Source organism: Acinetobacter sp. UBA3106, from assembly GCA_002365595.1.
Classification (GTDB): domain Bacteria; phylum Pseudomonadota; class Gammaproteobacteria; order Pseudomonadales; family Moraxellaceae; genus Acinetobacter.
In genome coordinates, this window is record DFAM01000009.1 from 117,228 (window position 1) to 130,714 (window position 13,487).

A 13,487-nucleotide genomic window follows, 5' to 3' on the forward strand; every position below is an offset into this window, starting at 1 on the left:
TAAGATTAAGACATAAATATGTAGGAACAATGTATGTCGGAACCAGTGAACGTCTTTCAACAAACAAGAAAACACTTAAAAACAGGAAACTTTACGTTTCTCTCTACACAAGTTGCTGCATGGCAGAAACTCACAAAACTCATTCAACCGATATTGCCCCAACCGGAGCAATGGCAAGTTGTTTGTTATCAACATGGCATTTTGACGATAACAGGTGCAAATCAAGCCATGATTAGTCAACTTGCATATCTTCAAAAGCAATATATTACTCAATTGTCGCAATTGCCTGAATTTAAAGACCTGCAAAAAATGCAAGTACGTTTAAGAATTCAAACACAAACCCCAATAAAACCCCAATCTCTGTCCAGATCCCTTAGTCCAGATACTCAAGACTTACTTCGCGGTGCTGCTGACTTTGTAAGCGACTCTAAGCTTAGCCAAGCTATGCTACGTTTGGCAAGCAATAAAAAGTAACCAATACAGGCATACCATTGAATTAAGAAAAAAAATATGTGAACTGTTTAACAGTCCCTTTTGTTACATTATAACGCTTGCATTAAAAGACAATGACTTATGTCACACTGACATAAGAAATTGGACATTGATTAATGTCATCAAATGTTACAATTTCGTAATTAGCAGGATCACTTTTAACATTGCGTAATAATTGATTATTTAAGGCATGACCGGACTTATAACCGTCAAATTTGGCAATAATCTGGTGTCCTAAGAGATATAAATCCCCTACCGCATCCAGAATTTTGTGACGCACAAATTCATCCGAGAAGCGAAGTCCTTCTTCATTAACTACACCGGTTTCATCCACCCCAATGGCATTTTCCAGACTGGCACCTAAGGCCAGATTATTGGCTTTTAAATAATCCAGATCTTTCATAAAACCGAAAGTCCGTGCTTCACTGACTTCGTAGACAAAAGTTTCGGTAGAAAAGTCGATGGTTGCAGACTGATATTCTTTTTTAAATGCGGGATGATCAAAATCAATCGTAAAGTTGAGTTGAAAGCCGTCATGAGGATGAAATACTGCACGTTTATCATCAATCAATGCTTCTACAGGTTTTAAAATTTTTATAAATTTTTTCGCTGCATTTTGTTCTTGTAATCCACCTTGCATCAGCAAGTAAATAAATGGACCTGCACTGCCATCCATGATTGGAACTTCTGAAGCCGAAACTTCAATAATCAGATTATCAATTCCCAGACCTGCAATGGCACTCATGACATGCTCAATGGTACCTACCTTGGCATTTTCCTGAACCAGATTAGAACACATGAAGGCTTCTTGAATCAGCAGTGCATCTGCTGGAATATCCACCGGCGGATCTAAATCGATACGTCGAAATACAATTCCCCCATCCACATGGTGCGGCACAAAGTTAATTAAGACTTTTTGCCCACTATGAAGACCAATACCGCTCGCTTTCACGACACGCTGTAGGGTACGTTGTTTCAACATGTTTTTCTATCATCTGCTCATCAAACCGCTATACGTTAGCATATTTAGCCATTGATAAAAAATAAAAAGGTAGCCGCAAGACTACCTTTTCTGTTGAATTTATGCAGATTGCATAGATTTTTCTTTATTTACGTTGCTGATTTTTCAAGTAATCTTGAATGCTCATTGGCGTTGGACGTGCTGAACCCACTGCTGGAGATGGTGTGGCTGCCGCCTCATTTTGCTGACGCTGAATGGCGGGCACATCATCATCTTCAACCACCGCATGCGCCACATGATTAGAAGGACGTGTTGCAGACTGTACTGATGGACGTTTCACCGTCTCTGCTGAATCTGCTGAATTACGGGTCAAACCTGTCGCAATCACCGTTACGCTCAATTCATCACGTGCATCTGGATCAAATACCGTACCGTAGAACACCTGACCTTCATCTAAATCGACAATCTGGTTAACTACATCGGTAATTTCTTCAATTTCACCGAAGGTCACATCATCACCGCCAGTCACGTTAATCAAAATGCCTTTGGCATTCATAATCGTTACGTTATCGAGCAGTGGACTACGGATAGCCTGTTCAGCAGCTTGACGCGCACGGGTTTCACCACGACCTGAACCCACACCCATCATGGCATAACCACGCGTACTCATGGCAGTTTTCAAATCGGCGAAGTCAAGGTTGATATGACCTGGACGAACCACAAGATCAAAGATACTACGTACCGCATTGAGCAATACGTCATCGGCTTTTTTATACGCGTCTTTCATTGAAATATCGCGGAATACTTTAAGCAAACGCTGGTTAGGAATAATGATTAAAGAATCAACATGCGCTTCCAAAGCTTCAATGCCTTTTTCAGCAGATTGCTGGCGACGCTTACCTTCAAAGTTAAAGGGTGTAGTTACCACACCTACGGTCAAAATGCCCATTTCTTTAGCAATTTCAGCAACAACTGGCGCAGCACCGGTACCTGTACCACCACCCATACCTGCAGTAACAAACACCATGTCTGTACCTTCCAGATGTTGACGAATCAACTCGCGGCTTTCTTCAGCAGCAGTTTGACCCACTTGCGGATTTGCACCAGCACCCAGACCACGCGTACTTTGTTCACCTAACTGGATTTTGAATTGAGCATTCATGCGGTCTAAAGCCTGTTTGTCCGTATTGGCACAAACAAATTTTACCCCTTGAATGTCGGATTCAAGCATGTGTTGCACAGCATTACCACCAGCACCACCAACACCAAATACAGTGAAACGGGCTTGACCGTTGCTATCGTTTTGATCATCTTCTAAAAATTCAAATGAGGCCATGACCTTTGGATTTCCTAATTCGTAATTGGCAGTCACTTAAGCCCGTATACTGCCTTGATCTTAATAAAAATTGAGTTTAGGATGCTGCCCAACTACACGCTTGTCAAGTGCAAGCCGTTAGACGTACAACTTCCTTACAATATTCCCAATAAATTTCACTTAAAATATCGATTTTAACTGATTGTTTAATGCTGACCATGCCCGACCAACCCGCTTGAAAACCGTCAGTTTTTCGGGATCTGTCGTTTCTACAATCGTATCTTGCGTATCACTTTGGCTAAACATCAACAAACCGGCAGCAGTCGTATATTGTGAACGACGTAAAGCCGCCTGATTCTGTTCATCAGCATGTACCTGTACTGGCGGATTACCTAAATGCGCTGATACACCCAACATATGACGTGCCAAATTCACCATGCCTTCAATTTGACTGGCATCACCGGTCAGAACTACGCCATGATACAAACCATGGATGGCGCCATTACGCTGTAACTCTTGATGAACCTGGGTCAGAATTTCTTCATAACGCGCAATAATGATTTCTGCCAGTTCAATACGGCTGATGGTTTGTGGACCATCAATCCCCTGGAATTGAATCATATGGTCAGGTTTGACCACTTTCAGGTCAACACAGCCATATAACAACTTCAGCCGTTCAGCTTCTTCAGTTGTGGTTTGCAATACCGCAGCAATATCACGGGTAACATGTTCACCACCGCGCTGCAAAGTATGCGTCAATGCCAGGCGACCATCTAGATAGACAGCAATATTGGTAGTACCGGCACCAATATCGACCAAGCATACACCATATTCTTTTTCATCTTTCAACAAACTGGCTTCGGCAGTCGCCAAACAGGAAACCACCATTTTCTCAACGCCAATATTGGCCCCTTTCAGGGCACGATCCAGATTCTGCATGGTACTGATTGGCAACATCATGAGCTGATAATGCCCCACCATGCTATGTGCAGACATGCGAATCGGATTTTGCACCCATTCCGCAGAATCGTCCAATTCAAAACCTAAAGGTACAGCACTCACCAGATAATGGTCTGACGTCAAATGACTGGCTTTGGCCAACTCGAGCGCACGAACCACTTCGCTTGTTGTAATTGTGTGGTCGCTATTTTCAATCGGTGTACGGCCTGAGGCATAAAAGCTTTTTAATTCTGCGCTTGGGATTGAAACCCAAGCGGAATGCACCCGACATTCAGCCATATCTTCTGCTTCTTGTACGGCATTTTTAATTGCCGTGATGACCTTGTCGAGACTTACAATTTTCCCTTTATTCATGCCTCGGTTACGAGCGGTTGCCATTCCAATCACTTGGATATTGTCTGGCGCATGTACCTTACCAATCAAAACTGAAACTTTGTGTGTCCCAATGTCAATCGCAACAACCGAGGGAACAGCTTCATTCATTATCTACTACTACCATTACGTGTTTAGTTAATTTATGGCCTTAAGCCTCTATTTTATATAAAGCCGCCCAATTATGGCTTTACCATTCTTGCATCTGCAATGCTTGTGTCATCAATCGTTACAACAAAATGACCATTTACAATATTTTGGGGTGCTGCATTCTTCCATTGTATGGCCAATCCATTTCTATAACGCAAATCCACTGACGAAATTTTAGCCCAAACCGGTTTTAAATCACTTTGTGCCAGATGACTCAAGCGTTGAAGTTTACCCATGGTTTGATCCTGATCGACAATAATGCGCAAACCTGAATCAAACTGCATGAACCAGGTCATACGTTCTGTTAAATATAATTCTTTTAAACGAATGTTGACCGGCAGGAATAACTGATTAATTTCATTGTAGCGACGCATCATCATTTTTGACTGAGAAGCGGGACCATGCAGCAAAGGTAATTTCTGGTTATTTTGTGGCACCACTTCTGCAAAAATATCGCCACTGTCACTCAACAGCCGTCCGGTTCCCCAGCGGGCAATGGCATGACGAGGCATCACTCGCACACGAATTGAATTCGGCCATGCACGTGAGACCACCACGCGATCGACCCAAGACAACTCTAAAGCCTGATCCCGGATTTGTTCCAGATCAGAGGTAAAATAATTTTCTGTCACCTTGGGTGCAACATGGGTCATGACCTGGCGATTTTCAGCCTCTGAACGTGTACCTATCACACTCAGTTTGGCCACCTGAGCATCCGTCATGACACCATACAGACCATATACTCCCACAGCCAATACGGCAAGTGCTACCAGCATCAATAGCCAGCCACCCAGATTCGTAAGCTTTTCCTTACGTGTAGGTGGCTTATCATGGATGGAGGTAATTGCTGCTCGTTTACGACGCATTGAAGCAGGGAGTTGAGCCATAGTTTAGTGAGCCGCAGCCGTTAAAGTTTGTTCTAAAATAGCCACACACAATTCATCAAAACTATAACCAACAGCTTGGGCAGCTTTTGGTACTAGAGAATGACTTGTCATGCCTGGAACAGTATTTACTTCCAATAACCAGAAGTTACCCTGTTCATCCTGCATGGCATCAATACGACCCCAACCGCTTGCACCTACGGCCTGGAAAGCACGTAAACATAAAGCTTGCAGACGCTTTTCTTCTTCTTCAGTTAAACCACAAGGAATACCGTACTGCACATCATTGCGGTTGTATTTGGCTTCATAATCGTAGAATGCCACGTCTTTTGGCGGTTCCAGACGAATGATCGGCAAAGCCTCACCATTTAAAATCACAATGGTAAATTCACGACCGGTAATCCATTTTTCTGCCATCACCACAGCATCGTGTTCAGTCGCTTTGGCAATCGCAGCGGCAAAGTCTTCTTTACGTTCAACTTTGCTCATGCCAATACTTGAGCCTTCATGTACCGGTTTAATAATGAATGGCAGACCAATGCTCTCCACAATCGGATCAAGATCGGAATCTTTGGTCACAATACGGTAAGGTGCGGTTGGCAGTTCTGAACCTTGCCATACCTGCTTGGTTTTCACCTTGTCCATACCAATAGCCGAACCTTGCACACCGGTACCGGTATAAGGCAGATTCAACCATTCCAATGTGCCTTGAATTTGACCATCTTCACCACCGCGACCATGCAACACAATAAAGGCACGGTCATAGTTGACCAGTTCAGTCACACTACGCTCTTGCGGGTCAAAAGCTTCGGCATTCACCCCCGAGCGTACCAATGCTTCAAGCACAGCTTTACCACTATCTAGAGAAACCTCGCGCTCAGCTGATTTCCCACCAAGCAATACGGCAACTTTGCCGAATTTTGAAGCATTTGCCACGTTTATATCCTTAAACTTTATAACTGAACGATCACATTCAAAATCACAAAAAGTGATTATTTTAAATACAATTTATTTTGTGCAAGCTCAATCGAGATAGCACCCACATTACCTGCGCCTTGCGTTAATAACAAGTCATTTGCTTGCAATACTTTTTGCACCGCATTTTGTAAATTGCCTTCTACAGGATCAATCAAAATCGGCTCGACATCGCCGCGTAAACGGATGCTACGCGCCAGGCTACGGCTATCTGCCCCAACAATCGGTTTTTCGCCTGCAGGATACACTTCTAGCAATAACAATTGGTCCACTTGTGACAATACATCGACGAAGTCATCAAAACAGTCGCGGGTACGGCTAAAGCGGTGCGGCTGGAACATCATCACCAGACGACGGTCTGGATGACTTTGACGCGCAGCTTTAATGGTCGCTTCAACTTCCTTAGGATGGTGACCATAGTCATCAACCAGTTTCACGTTGCCACCGTCAACCTCAAATTCACCTTGTACCTGGAAGCGACGACCTACACCGCTAAAGCCTTCTAATGCACGGCAAATCGCGCCATCAGAAACGCCTTCATCGGTTGCAATACCAATTGCTGCCAAGGCATTCAATACATTGTGCAGACCCGGCTGGTTTACGGTCACACGAAGCGGTTCACGGTTTTTACGCAGCACGGTAAAGTGAGTGCGCATACCGTCCTGATCCACATCGACAGCACGGATGTCATTGTCTTCATTAAAACCGTAGGTTAAAAGTGGACGGCCAATACGCGGCATAATTTCACGGATGTTGGCATCATCACCACAGACCACAGCCAAGCCGTAGAATGGAAGTTTTTGCAGGAACTGGACAAAAGTATCTTTCAGGACATCAAAGCTACCGCCATACGTATCCATATGATCCGCATCGATGTTGGTCACAATGGTGGCCATAGGCTGCAAGTGCAGGAATGATGCATCTGATTCATCTGCTTCTGCCACGATGTAACGGCTCGCACCAAGTGCAGCATTCACGCCGGTACGGTTCAGCAAGCCACCAATCACATAGGTGGGATCAAGATTTTCTTCTGCCAGCATACAAGTCACCAAACTTGTCGTGGTGGTTTTACCATGCGTACCGGCAACGGCAATACCATGACGGTAACGCATCAACTCACCCAGCATTTCTGCACGGCGAACCACTGGAATACGGCTTTCGATGGCAGTCTTGATTTCCGGATTTTCCGGATCAATCGCGGTTGAAACCACCAGTACATTGGCATCTTTAATATTTTCTGCCGCATGGCCGATATAAACCTTGATGCCATTTTCTTCGAGTTGCGCAGTCGTTTTAGACGCTTTGATGTCTGAACCAGACACTTGATAACCTTGGTTCTTCAATACTTCTGCGATGCCACACATCCCTGCACCGCCGATTCCCACAAAATGAATGTGTTTGATACGGCGCATTTCAGGCACTTTGATTAATTTTTTTGCTTGATCAGCAGGAGTAGATGGAGACATATATAACTCTAATTTACAATTCTTGAATTAAACGAACCACGTGTCGGGTTGCATCTGGTTGAGCCTGTTGACGTGCCTTGACTGCCATTTCAGACAACAATTGGCGATTCATCAACGGGGCTAAAAGTTCTTTTAAACTGTCTGGTGTTAAGGTGCTTTGTGGACAAATTTTTGCAGCACCACTATTAGCTAAAAATTTGGCATTCGCCGTCTGGTGATCATCGACTGCACTTGGCAATGGTACAAAAACCGCTGCCACCCCTGCGGTTGCAATTTCAGTGACGGTTAAAGCACCGGCACGACAAATAATCAAGTCTGCATCAGAATAGGCTTTGGCCATATCTTCAATAAAAGGCTGTACTTCAACCTCTAAGGACGCCGGTTTATCTGCATAGCGCGCTTGGGTTGCATCGGCATGATTTTGACCACATTGATGATACACATTCAACGGTACATTCAGCTGTTTTAAAGCTTCGGGAACACGCTCATTCAATGCTTGCGCACCGAGTGAACCGCCTACAATCAATATACGTAGCGGCAAACCCGCTTTTTCACGTTCTTGATAACGCCAGGACGGACTTAAAATTTCGGTAATTTCTTTACGAACCGGATTGCCTGTGGTCACAATTTTTGCACTTTCAGCAAAAGTATGGGGAAATGCCTGACACACTTTTTTAGCAATACGTGACAACTGTGTGTTAGTAAAACCAGCAATGGCATTTTGCTCGTGAATAATCACGGGAATACCCAAGGCACGAGCCGCCAAACCGCCAGGACCCGCCACATAACCGCCAAAACCGGCCACAGCATCGACTTTAAGCTGTTTCATATAGCGCATCGCGCTTAAGGTGGCTTTTAAAATTTTAAACGGTGCCAATAACTTACGTATAGCACCGTTTCCACGCACACCTTGAATATCAATCTGGTAAATTGGAATATCGTGATTTTTTAATAAGCGGTTTTCCATGCCTGTTGGCGTGGCCAGCCAAGACACTTCAATCCCTTGCTGCTGTAATTCCTTGGCAACAGCAAGTGCTGGAAAAACATGCCCGCCAGTTCCGGCAGCCATCATCATCACATGTTTCGGCTTTGTTTGCGTTGCTTGGGTCACAGTCTAATTCTTCAATTCTAAAATAGGGATAACGAAATTTGATTTTAAGCCAACAATTGTAATCACAAACGCATAACCGTGAAAGGTTATTTACTTTTTTTCAACATGCGTTTCATTGTTTTTTTCTTCTGATTTTAAAGTTTAAACTAGTTTTATTAATAATCGAGCAAAAATATGCATTTTTTATGCAGTTTTGCGACCTGTTTTTTTTCATTAGCCAATAAATTTCAGCCTGTTTACCGCTAATAAAAGCCACCTAAAAAACCAATAAAATAAGAAAAAAGAGCTCCAATTCTGAAGCTCTGTTTTATAAAAATAAGACTTAGGCCGTTAAACCTGCTTCCAGAACATTAAATAAATCATCAGCAATTGATGTTCCAAACTGGTCATCAATTTCACGGATACAGGTTGGACTGGTAACATTAATTTCAGTTACGTAATTGCCTATCACATCCAGACCCACAAAAATCAGGCCTTTTTCACGTAAGTAAGGACCTACTTTTGCAGCAATGGCTTTATCATTTTCACTTAAAGGACGAGCTTGCCCCAAGCCACCTGCTGCCAGGTTGCCACGTACTTCGCCATTTTGTGGAATACGTGCCAGACAGTAAGGGACAGGTTCACCATTAATCATCAAGATACGTTTATCCCCCTCTACAATTTCCGGGATATAACGCTGTGCCATAATTGGTCGCGTGCCATTATTGGTCAACATTTCAATGGTTGATCCAATATTGATGCCATCTTGATATAAACGGAAAATACCGGTACCGCCCATACCATCCAGTGGTTTGACAATTACATCGACATGTTCTTTCAGAAACTCGCGAATCAAGCTGTCTTGTGAAGTCACCAAGGTTGGTACCTGAAGCTCAGGGAACTGGGTAGCAAACAGTTTTTCATTACAGTCACGCAGGCTTTGCGGCTTGTTGATAATCCATGCCCCTTCACGCTCTGCCTGTTCCAGGATATAGGTGGTATAGACAAAGTTCATATCGAACGGAGGGTCTTTACGCATTAACACCACGTCATACGCAGCAATGGATTCTTTTTTCTTTTCGCCCAATTCATAATAATGGTTATAGTCTTCAAACACTTTCAGAGGTGAAATCAAACCGAAGGCTTTACCTTGATCGATATATAAATCTTGCTGTAATGCATAACCTAACTCATGTCCACGGCGCGACGCTGCCCACAGCATTGCCATAGAGGAATCTTTTTTCAGGTTTACATTTTCGATGGGATCCATCACAACAAGTACGCGCATATCGATCTGCTCATGTATTTTTAAATTGAGAAAAGTATAGCGGAGTTTAATCTTTCTTTTTTCTCAATTTTAGTAAAGCTTGTATCGAATACTTGGAAAGCTCACAGGAATACTTTATGCAACAAGCCATTATTGGATTTCATTTAGATGAAGAAAATCATTGGGTCGCAGACCTCGCTTGTGGGCATACCCAGCATGTACGGCATAACCCGCCTTGGCAAAACCGCCCTTGGGTAATCACTGAAGAAGGACGCAAAGAAAAATTAGGTGTGATGTTGGAATGCAAGAAATGTGATGAAATAATTTGATTTCATTTATTTTGCTTTCTCAGTTGTTGGATAGAGAATTTCTTATCATTTTTTTTATATTTATATACTCTGTTTATTCTACCTAGCCTTTGATCACGCTCTTTTATAAATTTTATCTCATGTAATCTTCTCTGTAGTTCAAATTCATCCCATTCATTTTTTTGATCATTAAATTTTCTTTCTACTAATGAATACTGTTTTTTAAGATTTTGATTAATATCACCTATATCTTTCTGCATTTTCTCCAATACTTGAGGTACAGACTCTTCAAAAGGTTTCCCTAGTTTATAAGTATCCTTATACTCAGATGCATCTATTTCATATTCACGAATAAATTTTTTACCGTTCAGATCCGTAAATTCTACTCGTGCAATTATAATTGTCTTAAAAAAATCATCACTTGTTATTCCATCGTGATCACCTCTATAAAAATTCAAATATCTAGTATTTTTGTAATCTAAAGGCGCTAAATAATTAACTCCGTCCATCATAAACTTAGAGCTATTGAATATATTTATTATACGCCGAGCTATATTTGTAGATTCATTATTTAATGATGGATGTGGCTTCAAATGAATCTTAAGATTAAAAGCTCCACCTCTACCAGTATTCGTTAATTTTAGCCGTAAAAGACTAATGTGATAGTCTATGGTTTCTAGCTTTACATCAACAAAAGGGTCTGTTTGAGCTTTGCGAAGTTCCCTATTTTCTTTTCAACCTAAGAATGTTGCTATCGATGCGATACTTGCTGCAATAGCTGAAAAACTAGCTACTAATAAATTCCAGTCTAGATGCATTTTAATTTTTAGAAAAAAATAAAGCCCTATCATGGATAGAGCTTTATTAAAAATCAATAGTTTGTATTAAGTATTAGATACCGTATTTCACACGATATGCTTCCATTTTCGCTAAAGCGTCTTTGTCACCTTTCGCATCCAGGAAATCCATTAAATCTTTCATGGTAATCAATGCATGCACAGGAATTTCTAATTCTTTTTGCACTTCCTGAATCGCAGACAATTCACCTTGACCTTTTTCCTGACGATCAAGCGCAACCAATACACCGGCAATTTGTGCACCGGCATTTTTAAGAATGGTCACCACTTCACGAATGGCAGTACCCGCAGTGATCACATCATCAATAATCCAGACTTTTTTGCCTTCAACAGAAGCACCAACCAATACCCCACCTTCACCGTGATCTTTGGCTTCTTTACGGTTAAAGCCCCAAGGCACACTCACGCCATGATTTTGTGAAAGTGCAACAGCAGTTGCCGCAACAAAGGGAATACCTTTATATGCAGGGCCAAAAATCACTTCAACGTTGTCACATTCAGTTAATTTTGCAGCATAGCCTGACGCCAAGCCAGTCAAGGCTTCGCCGTCATTGAGCAAACCTGCATTAAAAAAATAAGGACTCACACGACCCGATTTTAAAGTAAACTCACCAAATTTAAGCACACCACGTGATAATGCAAGTTCGATAAAAGCTTGAGGGTTAAAAGTCGCTTGCGACGTCATGAGGTGCTCCAAAATTCATAAATAGAGGTAAGACTTGCGCATGATACCAAAGAGTAGCTATCCAAGTGATCAAAAAATTCTAAGAGTCGTTTCAATTAACGTAAATGGCTTGCGTTCATCAGTGACCAAAGGTTTGCTGGAATGGATGGAACAGTCAGATGCCGATGTCATTTGCATGCAGGAAAGCCGGATCACCCATGCGCAGTGGACTGAAAAATTTAGACCTGAAGGCTGGTACACACATCTGTTTCCGGCAGAACGTGCAGGCTATGCCGGTACCGCCATTTATAGCCGCCTGCCTTTTGTTTCGGTCAAAGATGGCTTGGGTTTCGAACTGGCAGATTCGCAAGGCCGTTTTATTAGCGCTGAATTCGATCTAGGTTTGGAAAAACCTGTTCATATCTGTTCACTGTATTTACCTTCAGGTTCATCGGGTGAGGAAGCGCAAGCACGTAAAGATCACTTTTTAGATCAATACCAAGACATTCTAAAACAATGGCGTGATGAAGATAAATCGATCATTGTCTGTGGTGATTACAACATTGTGCATAAACGCATTGATATTAAAAACTGGACAGGTAACCAAAAATCTTCCGGTTGTTTACCACACGAACGTGCCTGGCTAGATCATATTTATGATGATTTGGGTTATGTCGATACTTTCCGTGAAGTACGTAAAGAAGCCGAACTTTATTCATGGTGGTCAAACCGAGGCCAAGCCCGTGCCAAAAACGTCGGTTGGCGCATTGATTATCAGGCCTGCTCACCGGACTGGAAAGCACGCACAGTCAATGCTTGGGTATATAAGGACAACTGGTTTAGCGATCACGCACCGGTCATTATTGATTATAAAATCTAAACAATAACCTCATGTTGAGTGAACAACTGTTCACTTAACACCCTCTAAAATCCTACACCACTTGACGCGTTTGTGTATTTTTATACAACTGTTTTAAGCGCATTATACTCACACGGCACAGGGATATGTCAGGAAGACAGCAAAAGGATAGGACGCCGTAGGATGAAACAAAATAAACCACTTCGGTAGCTTATTTTGCAAGGATGTGACAATGGACGTTGAAATGAGACCCGCATGATCAGGATGATTAAATGCGGGTTTTCTCTATTTGAGCTATACAATTTTTTATAGCCACCACACCAATCAAAAACTAAGTTATTTTTCTCTATGCCACTATATTGGCAAATCTCAATGTCAGTTTGATGACAGCTAAATCTATTTCTTAATTTTAATACTTTTAATTCACTCTAGAGCTTGCAGGCGATTTTCGCTACGCTATTGAACAATAGAAAACGGATTAATTGACTTATGCTTAAGATTTATGGCATCAAAAACTGTAATTCAATGAAAAAGGCCTTTGACTTGCTGAATGAACTCGGCCTTGCCTATGAGTTTCACGATTACAAGAAACATGGCATTGCTGCTGAAACGGTAAAAACCTGGCTGGATGCCAAAGGTCAGGACGTTATTCTTAATAAAAAAGGCACCACTTGGCGCAAACTCAGCGAAGCGGAACAACAAACGGCTTTGGCCAGTGAAGACAATCTTATTGCAGCGCTCACTCACCAGAACAGCTTAATCAAACGTCCAGTGCTTGAAACCGCTTCAGGTTATATTGTGGGCTTTGATGAAGAAGCATATGGGGCATTAAAGTAAACCTTCTGTCCCAGCAATATTAAAAAGCCT

Annotated in this window: 14 protein-coding genes; 4 read left to right on the forward strand and 10 right to left on the reverse strand. The window is 42.3% G+C overall.

All coding sequences use genetic code 11. The features are described 5' to 3' along the window. Window positions 1-33: 33 nt before the first annotated feature. Complete coding sequence (locus B4C48_RS03200) at window positions 34-474, forward strand: DUF721 domain-containing protein (protein ID WP_291354172.1); 441 nt, start codon at window positions 34-36, stop codon at window positions 472-474. Window positions 475-571: 97 nt separating this feature from the next. On the opposite strand, the gene lpxC is transcribed toward B4C48_RS03200, so the two are convergent. The 8 genes from lpxC to gshB all read right to left on the reverse strand — a co-directional run bounded on the left by lpxC (window position 572) and on the right by gshB (window position 9,953). Beyond that, entirely contained in the window at window positions 572-1,474 is a 903-nt protein-coding gene (gene lpxC, locus B4C48_RS03205; protein ID WP_291354173.1) for a UDP-3-O-acyl-N-acetylglucosamine deacetylase, read from the reverse strand. Window positions 1,475-1,598: 124 nt separating this feature from the next. After that, window positions 1,599-2,789 carry a cell division protein FtsZ gene (ftsZ, locus tag B4C48_RS03210; protein WP_291354174.1) on the reverse strand — a complete coding sequence of 397 codons (1,191 nt, stop codon included), beginning with the start codon at window positions 2,787-2,789 and terminating at the stop codon, window positions 1,599-1,601. Between the two features lie 159 nt (window positions 2,790-2,948). Then, on the reverse strand, window positions 2,949-4,211 hold the full coding sequence (gene ftsA, locus B4C48_RS03215) for a cell division protein FtsA (protein WP_291354175.1): 1,263 nt from the start codon (window positions 4,209-4,211) through the stop codon (window positions 2,949-2,951). A gap of 71 nt (window positions 4,212-4,282) precedes the next feature. Continuing rightward, a complete protein-coding gene (locus B4C48_RS03220; RefSeq protein ID WP_291354176.1) occupies window positions 4,283-5,137 on the reverse strand; it encodes a cell division protein FtsQ/DivIB in 855 nt (284 codons plus the stop codon). Between the two features lie 3 nt (window positions 5,138-5,140). Beyond that, window positions 5,141-6,070 (reverse strand): D-alanine--D-alanine ligase, encoded by a 930-nt coding sequence (locus tag B4C48_RS03225; protein WP_291354177.1) that lies wholly within the window; start codon window positions 6,068-6,070, stop codon window positions 5,141-5,143. 56 nt (window positions 6,071-6,126) lie between these two features. Continuing rightward, complete coding sequence (murC, locus tag B4C48_RS03230; RefSeq protein ID WP_291354178.1) at window positions 6,127-7,575, reverse strand: UDP-N-acetylmuramate--L-alanine ligase; 1,449 nt, start codon at window positions 7,573-7,575, stop codon at window positions 6,127-6,129. A gap of 13 nt (window positions 7,576-7,588) precedes the next feature. Next, window positions 7,589-8,686, reverse strand: a complete 1,098-nt coding sequence (gene murG / locus B4C48_RS03235) for an undecaprenyldiphospho-muramoylpentapeptide beta-N-acetylglucosaminyltransferase (protein ID WP_291354179.1) — start codon at window positions 8,684-8,686, stop codon at window positions 7,589-7,591. Window positions 8,687-9,008: 322 nt separating this feature from the next. Further along, window positions 9,009-9,953 (reverse strand): glutathione synthase, encoded by a 945-nt coding sequence (gene gshB / locus B4C48_RS03240; RefSeq protein ID WP_291354180.1) that lies wholly within the window; start codon window positions 9,951-9,953, stop codon window positions 9,009-9,011. Window positions 9,954-10,069: 116 nt separating this feature from the next. Here gshB and B4C48_RS03245 point away from each other — a divergent pair, with 116 nt between their 5' ends. Then, on the forward strand, window positions 10,070-10,261 hold the full coding sequence (locus tag B4C48_RS03245; RefSeq protein ID WP_291354181.1) for a DUF3565 domain-containing protein: 192 nt from the start codon (window positions 10,070-10,072) through the stop codon (window positions 10,259-10,261). A gap of 2 nt (window positions 10,262-10,263) precedes the next feature. Here the strand turns inward: B4C48_RS03245 and B4C48_RS03250 are convergent, their stop codons facing one another. Next, window positions 10,264-10,752 (reverse strand): hypothetical protein, encoded by a 489-nt coding sequence (locus B4C48_RS03250; protein ID WP_291354182.1) that lies wholly within the window; start codon window positions 10,750-10,752, stop codon window positions 10,264-10,266. Window positions 10,753-11,131: 379 nt separating this feature from the next. Further along, window positions 11,132-11,782 (reverse strand): orotate phosphoribosyltransferase, encoded by a 651-nt coding sequence (pyrE, locus tag B4C48_RS03255; protein ID WP_291354183.1) that lies wholly within the window; start codon window positions 11,780-11,782, stop codon window positions 11,132-11,134. A gap of 40 nt (window positions 11,783-11,822) precedes the next feature. On the opposite strand from pyrE, the gene B4C48_RS03260 reads away from it, so the two are divergent. Further along, window positions 11,823-12,641, forward strand: coding sequence for an exodeoxyribonuclease III (locus B4C48_RS03260; RefSeq protein WP_291354184.1), 819 nt, complete (start codon window positions 11,823-11,825; stop codon window positions 12,639-12,641). A gap of 468 nt (window positions 12,642-13,109) precedes the next feature. After that, window positions 13,110-13,457 carry a Spx/MgsR family RNA polymerase-binding regulatory protein gene (locus B4C48_RS03265; RefSeq protein ID WP_291354185.1) on the forward strand — a complete coding sequence of 116 codons (348 nt, stop codon included), beginning with the start codon at window positions 13,110-13,112 and terminating at the stop codon, window positions 13,455-13,457. Window positions 13,458-13,487 lie beyond the last annotated feature (30 nt).

Bases quoted from the DNA above. Each gene is read 5' to 3' on its own strand.
- B4C48_RS03245 (WP_291354181.1), top strand. From the start codon at position 10,070: ATGCAACAAGCCATTATTGGATTTCATTTAGATGAAGAAAATCATTGG.
- B4C48_RS03250 (WP_291354182.1), bottom strand. From the start codon at position 10,752: ATGATGGACGGAGTTAATTATTTAGCGCCTTTAGATTACAAAAATACT.
- pyrE (WP_291354183.1), bottom strand. From the start codon at position 11,782: ATGACGTCGCAAGCGACTTTTAACCCTCAAGCTTTTATCGAACTTGCA.
- lpxC (WP_291354173.1), bottom strand. From the start codon at position 1,474: ATGTTGAAACAACGTACCCTACAGCGTGTCGTGAAAGCGAGCGGTATT.
- B4C48_RS03265 (WP_291354185.1), top strand. From the start codon at position 13,110: ATGCTTAAGATTTATGGCATCAAAAACTGTAATTCAATGAAAAAGGCC.
- B4C48_RS03220 (WP_291354176.1), bottom strand. From the start codon at position 5,137: ATGGCTCAACTCCCTGCTTCAATGCGTCGTAAACGAGCAGCAATTACC.
- ftsZ (WP_291354174.1), bottom strand. From the start codon at position 2,789: ATGGCCTCATTTGAATTTTTAGAAGATGATCAAAACGATAGCAACGGT.
- murC (WP_291354178.1), bottom strand. From the start codon at position 7,575: ATGTCTCCATCTACTCCTGCTGATCAAGCAAAAAAATTAATCAAAGTG.
- gshB (WP_291354180.1), bottom strand. From the start codon at position 9,953: ATGCGCGTACTTGTTGTGATGGATCCCATCGAAAATGTAAACCTGAAA.
- B4C48_RS03200 (WP_291354172.1), top strand. From the start codon at position 34: ATGTCGGAACCAGTGAACGTCTTTCAACAAACAAGAAAACACTTAAAA.
- ftsA (WP_291354175.1), bottom strand. From the start codon at position 4,211: ATGAATGAAGCTGTTCCCTCGGTTGTTGCGATTGACATTGGGACACAC.
- B4C48_RS03260 (WP_291354184.1), top strand. From the start codon at position 11,823: ATGATACCAAAGAGTAGCTATCCAAGTGATCAAAAAATTCTAAGAGTC.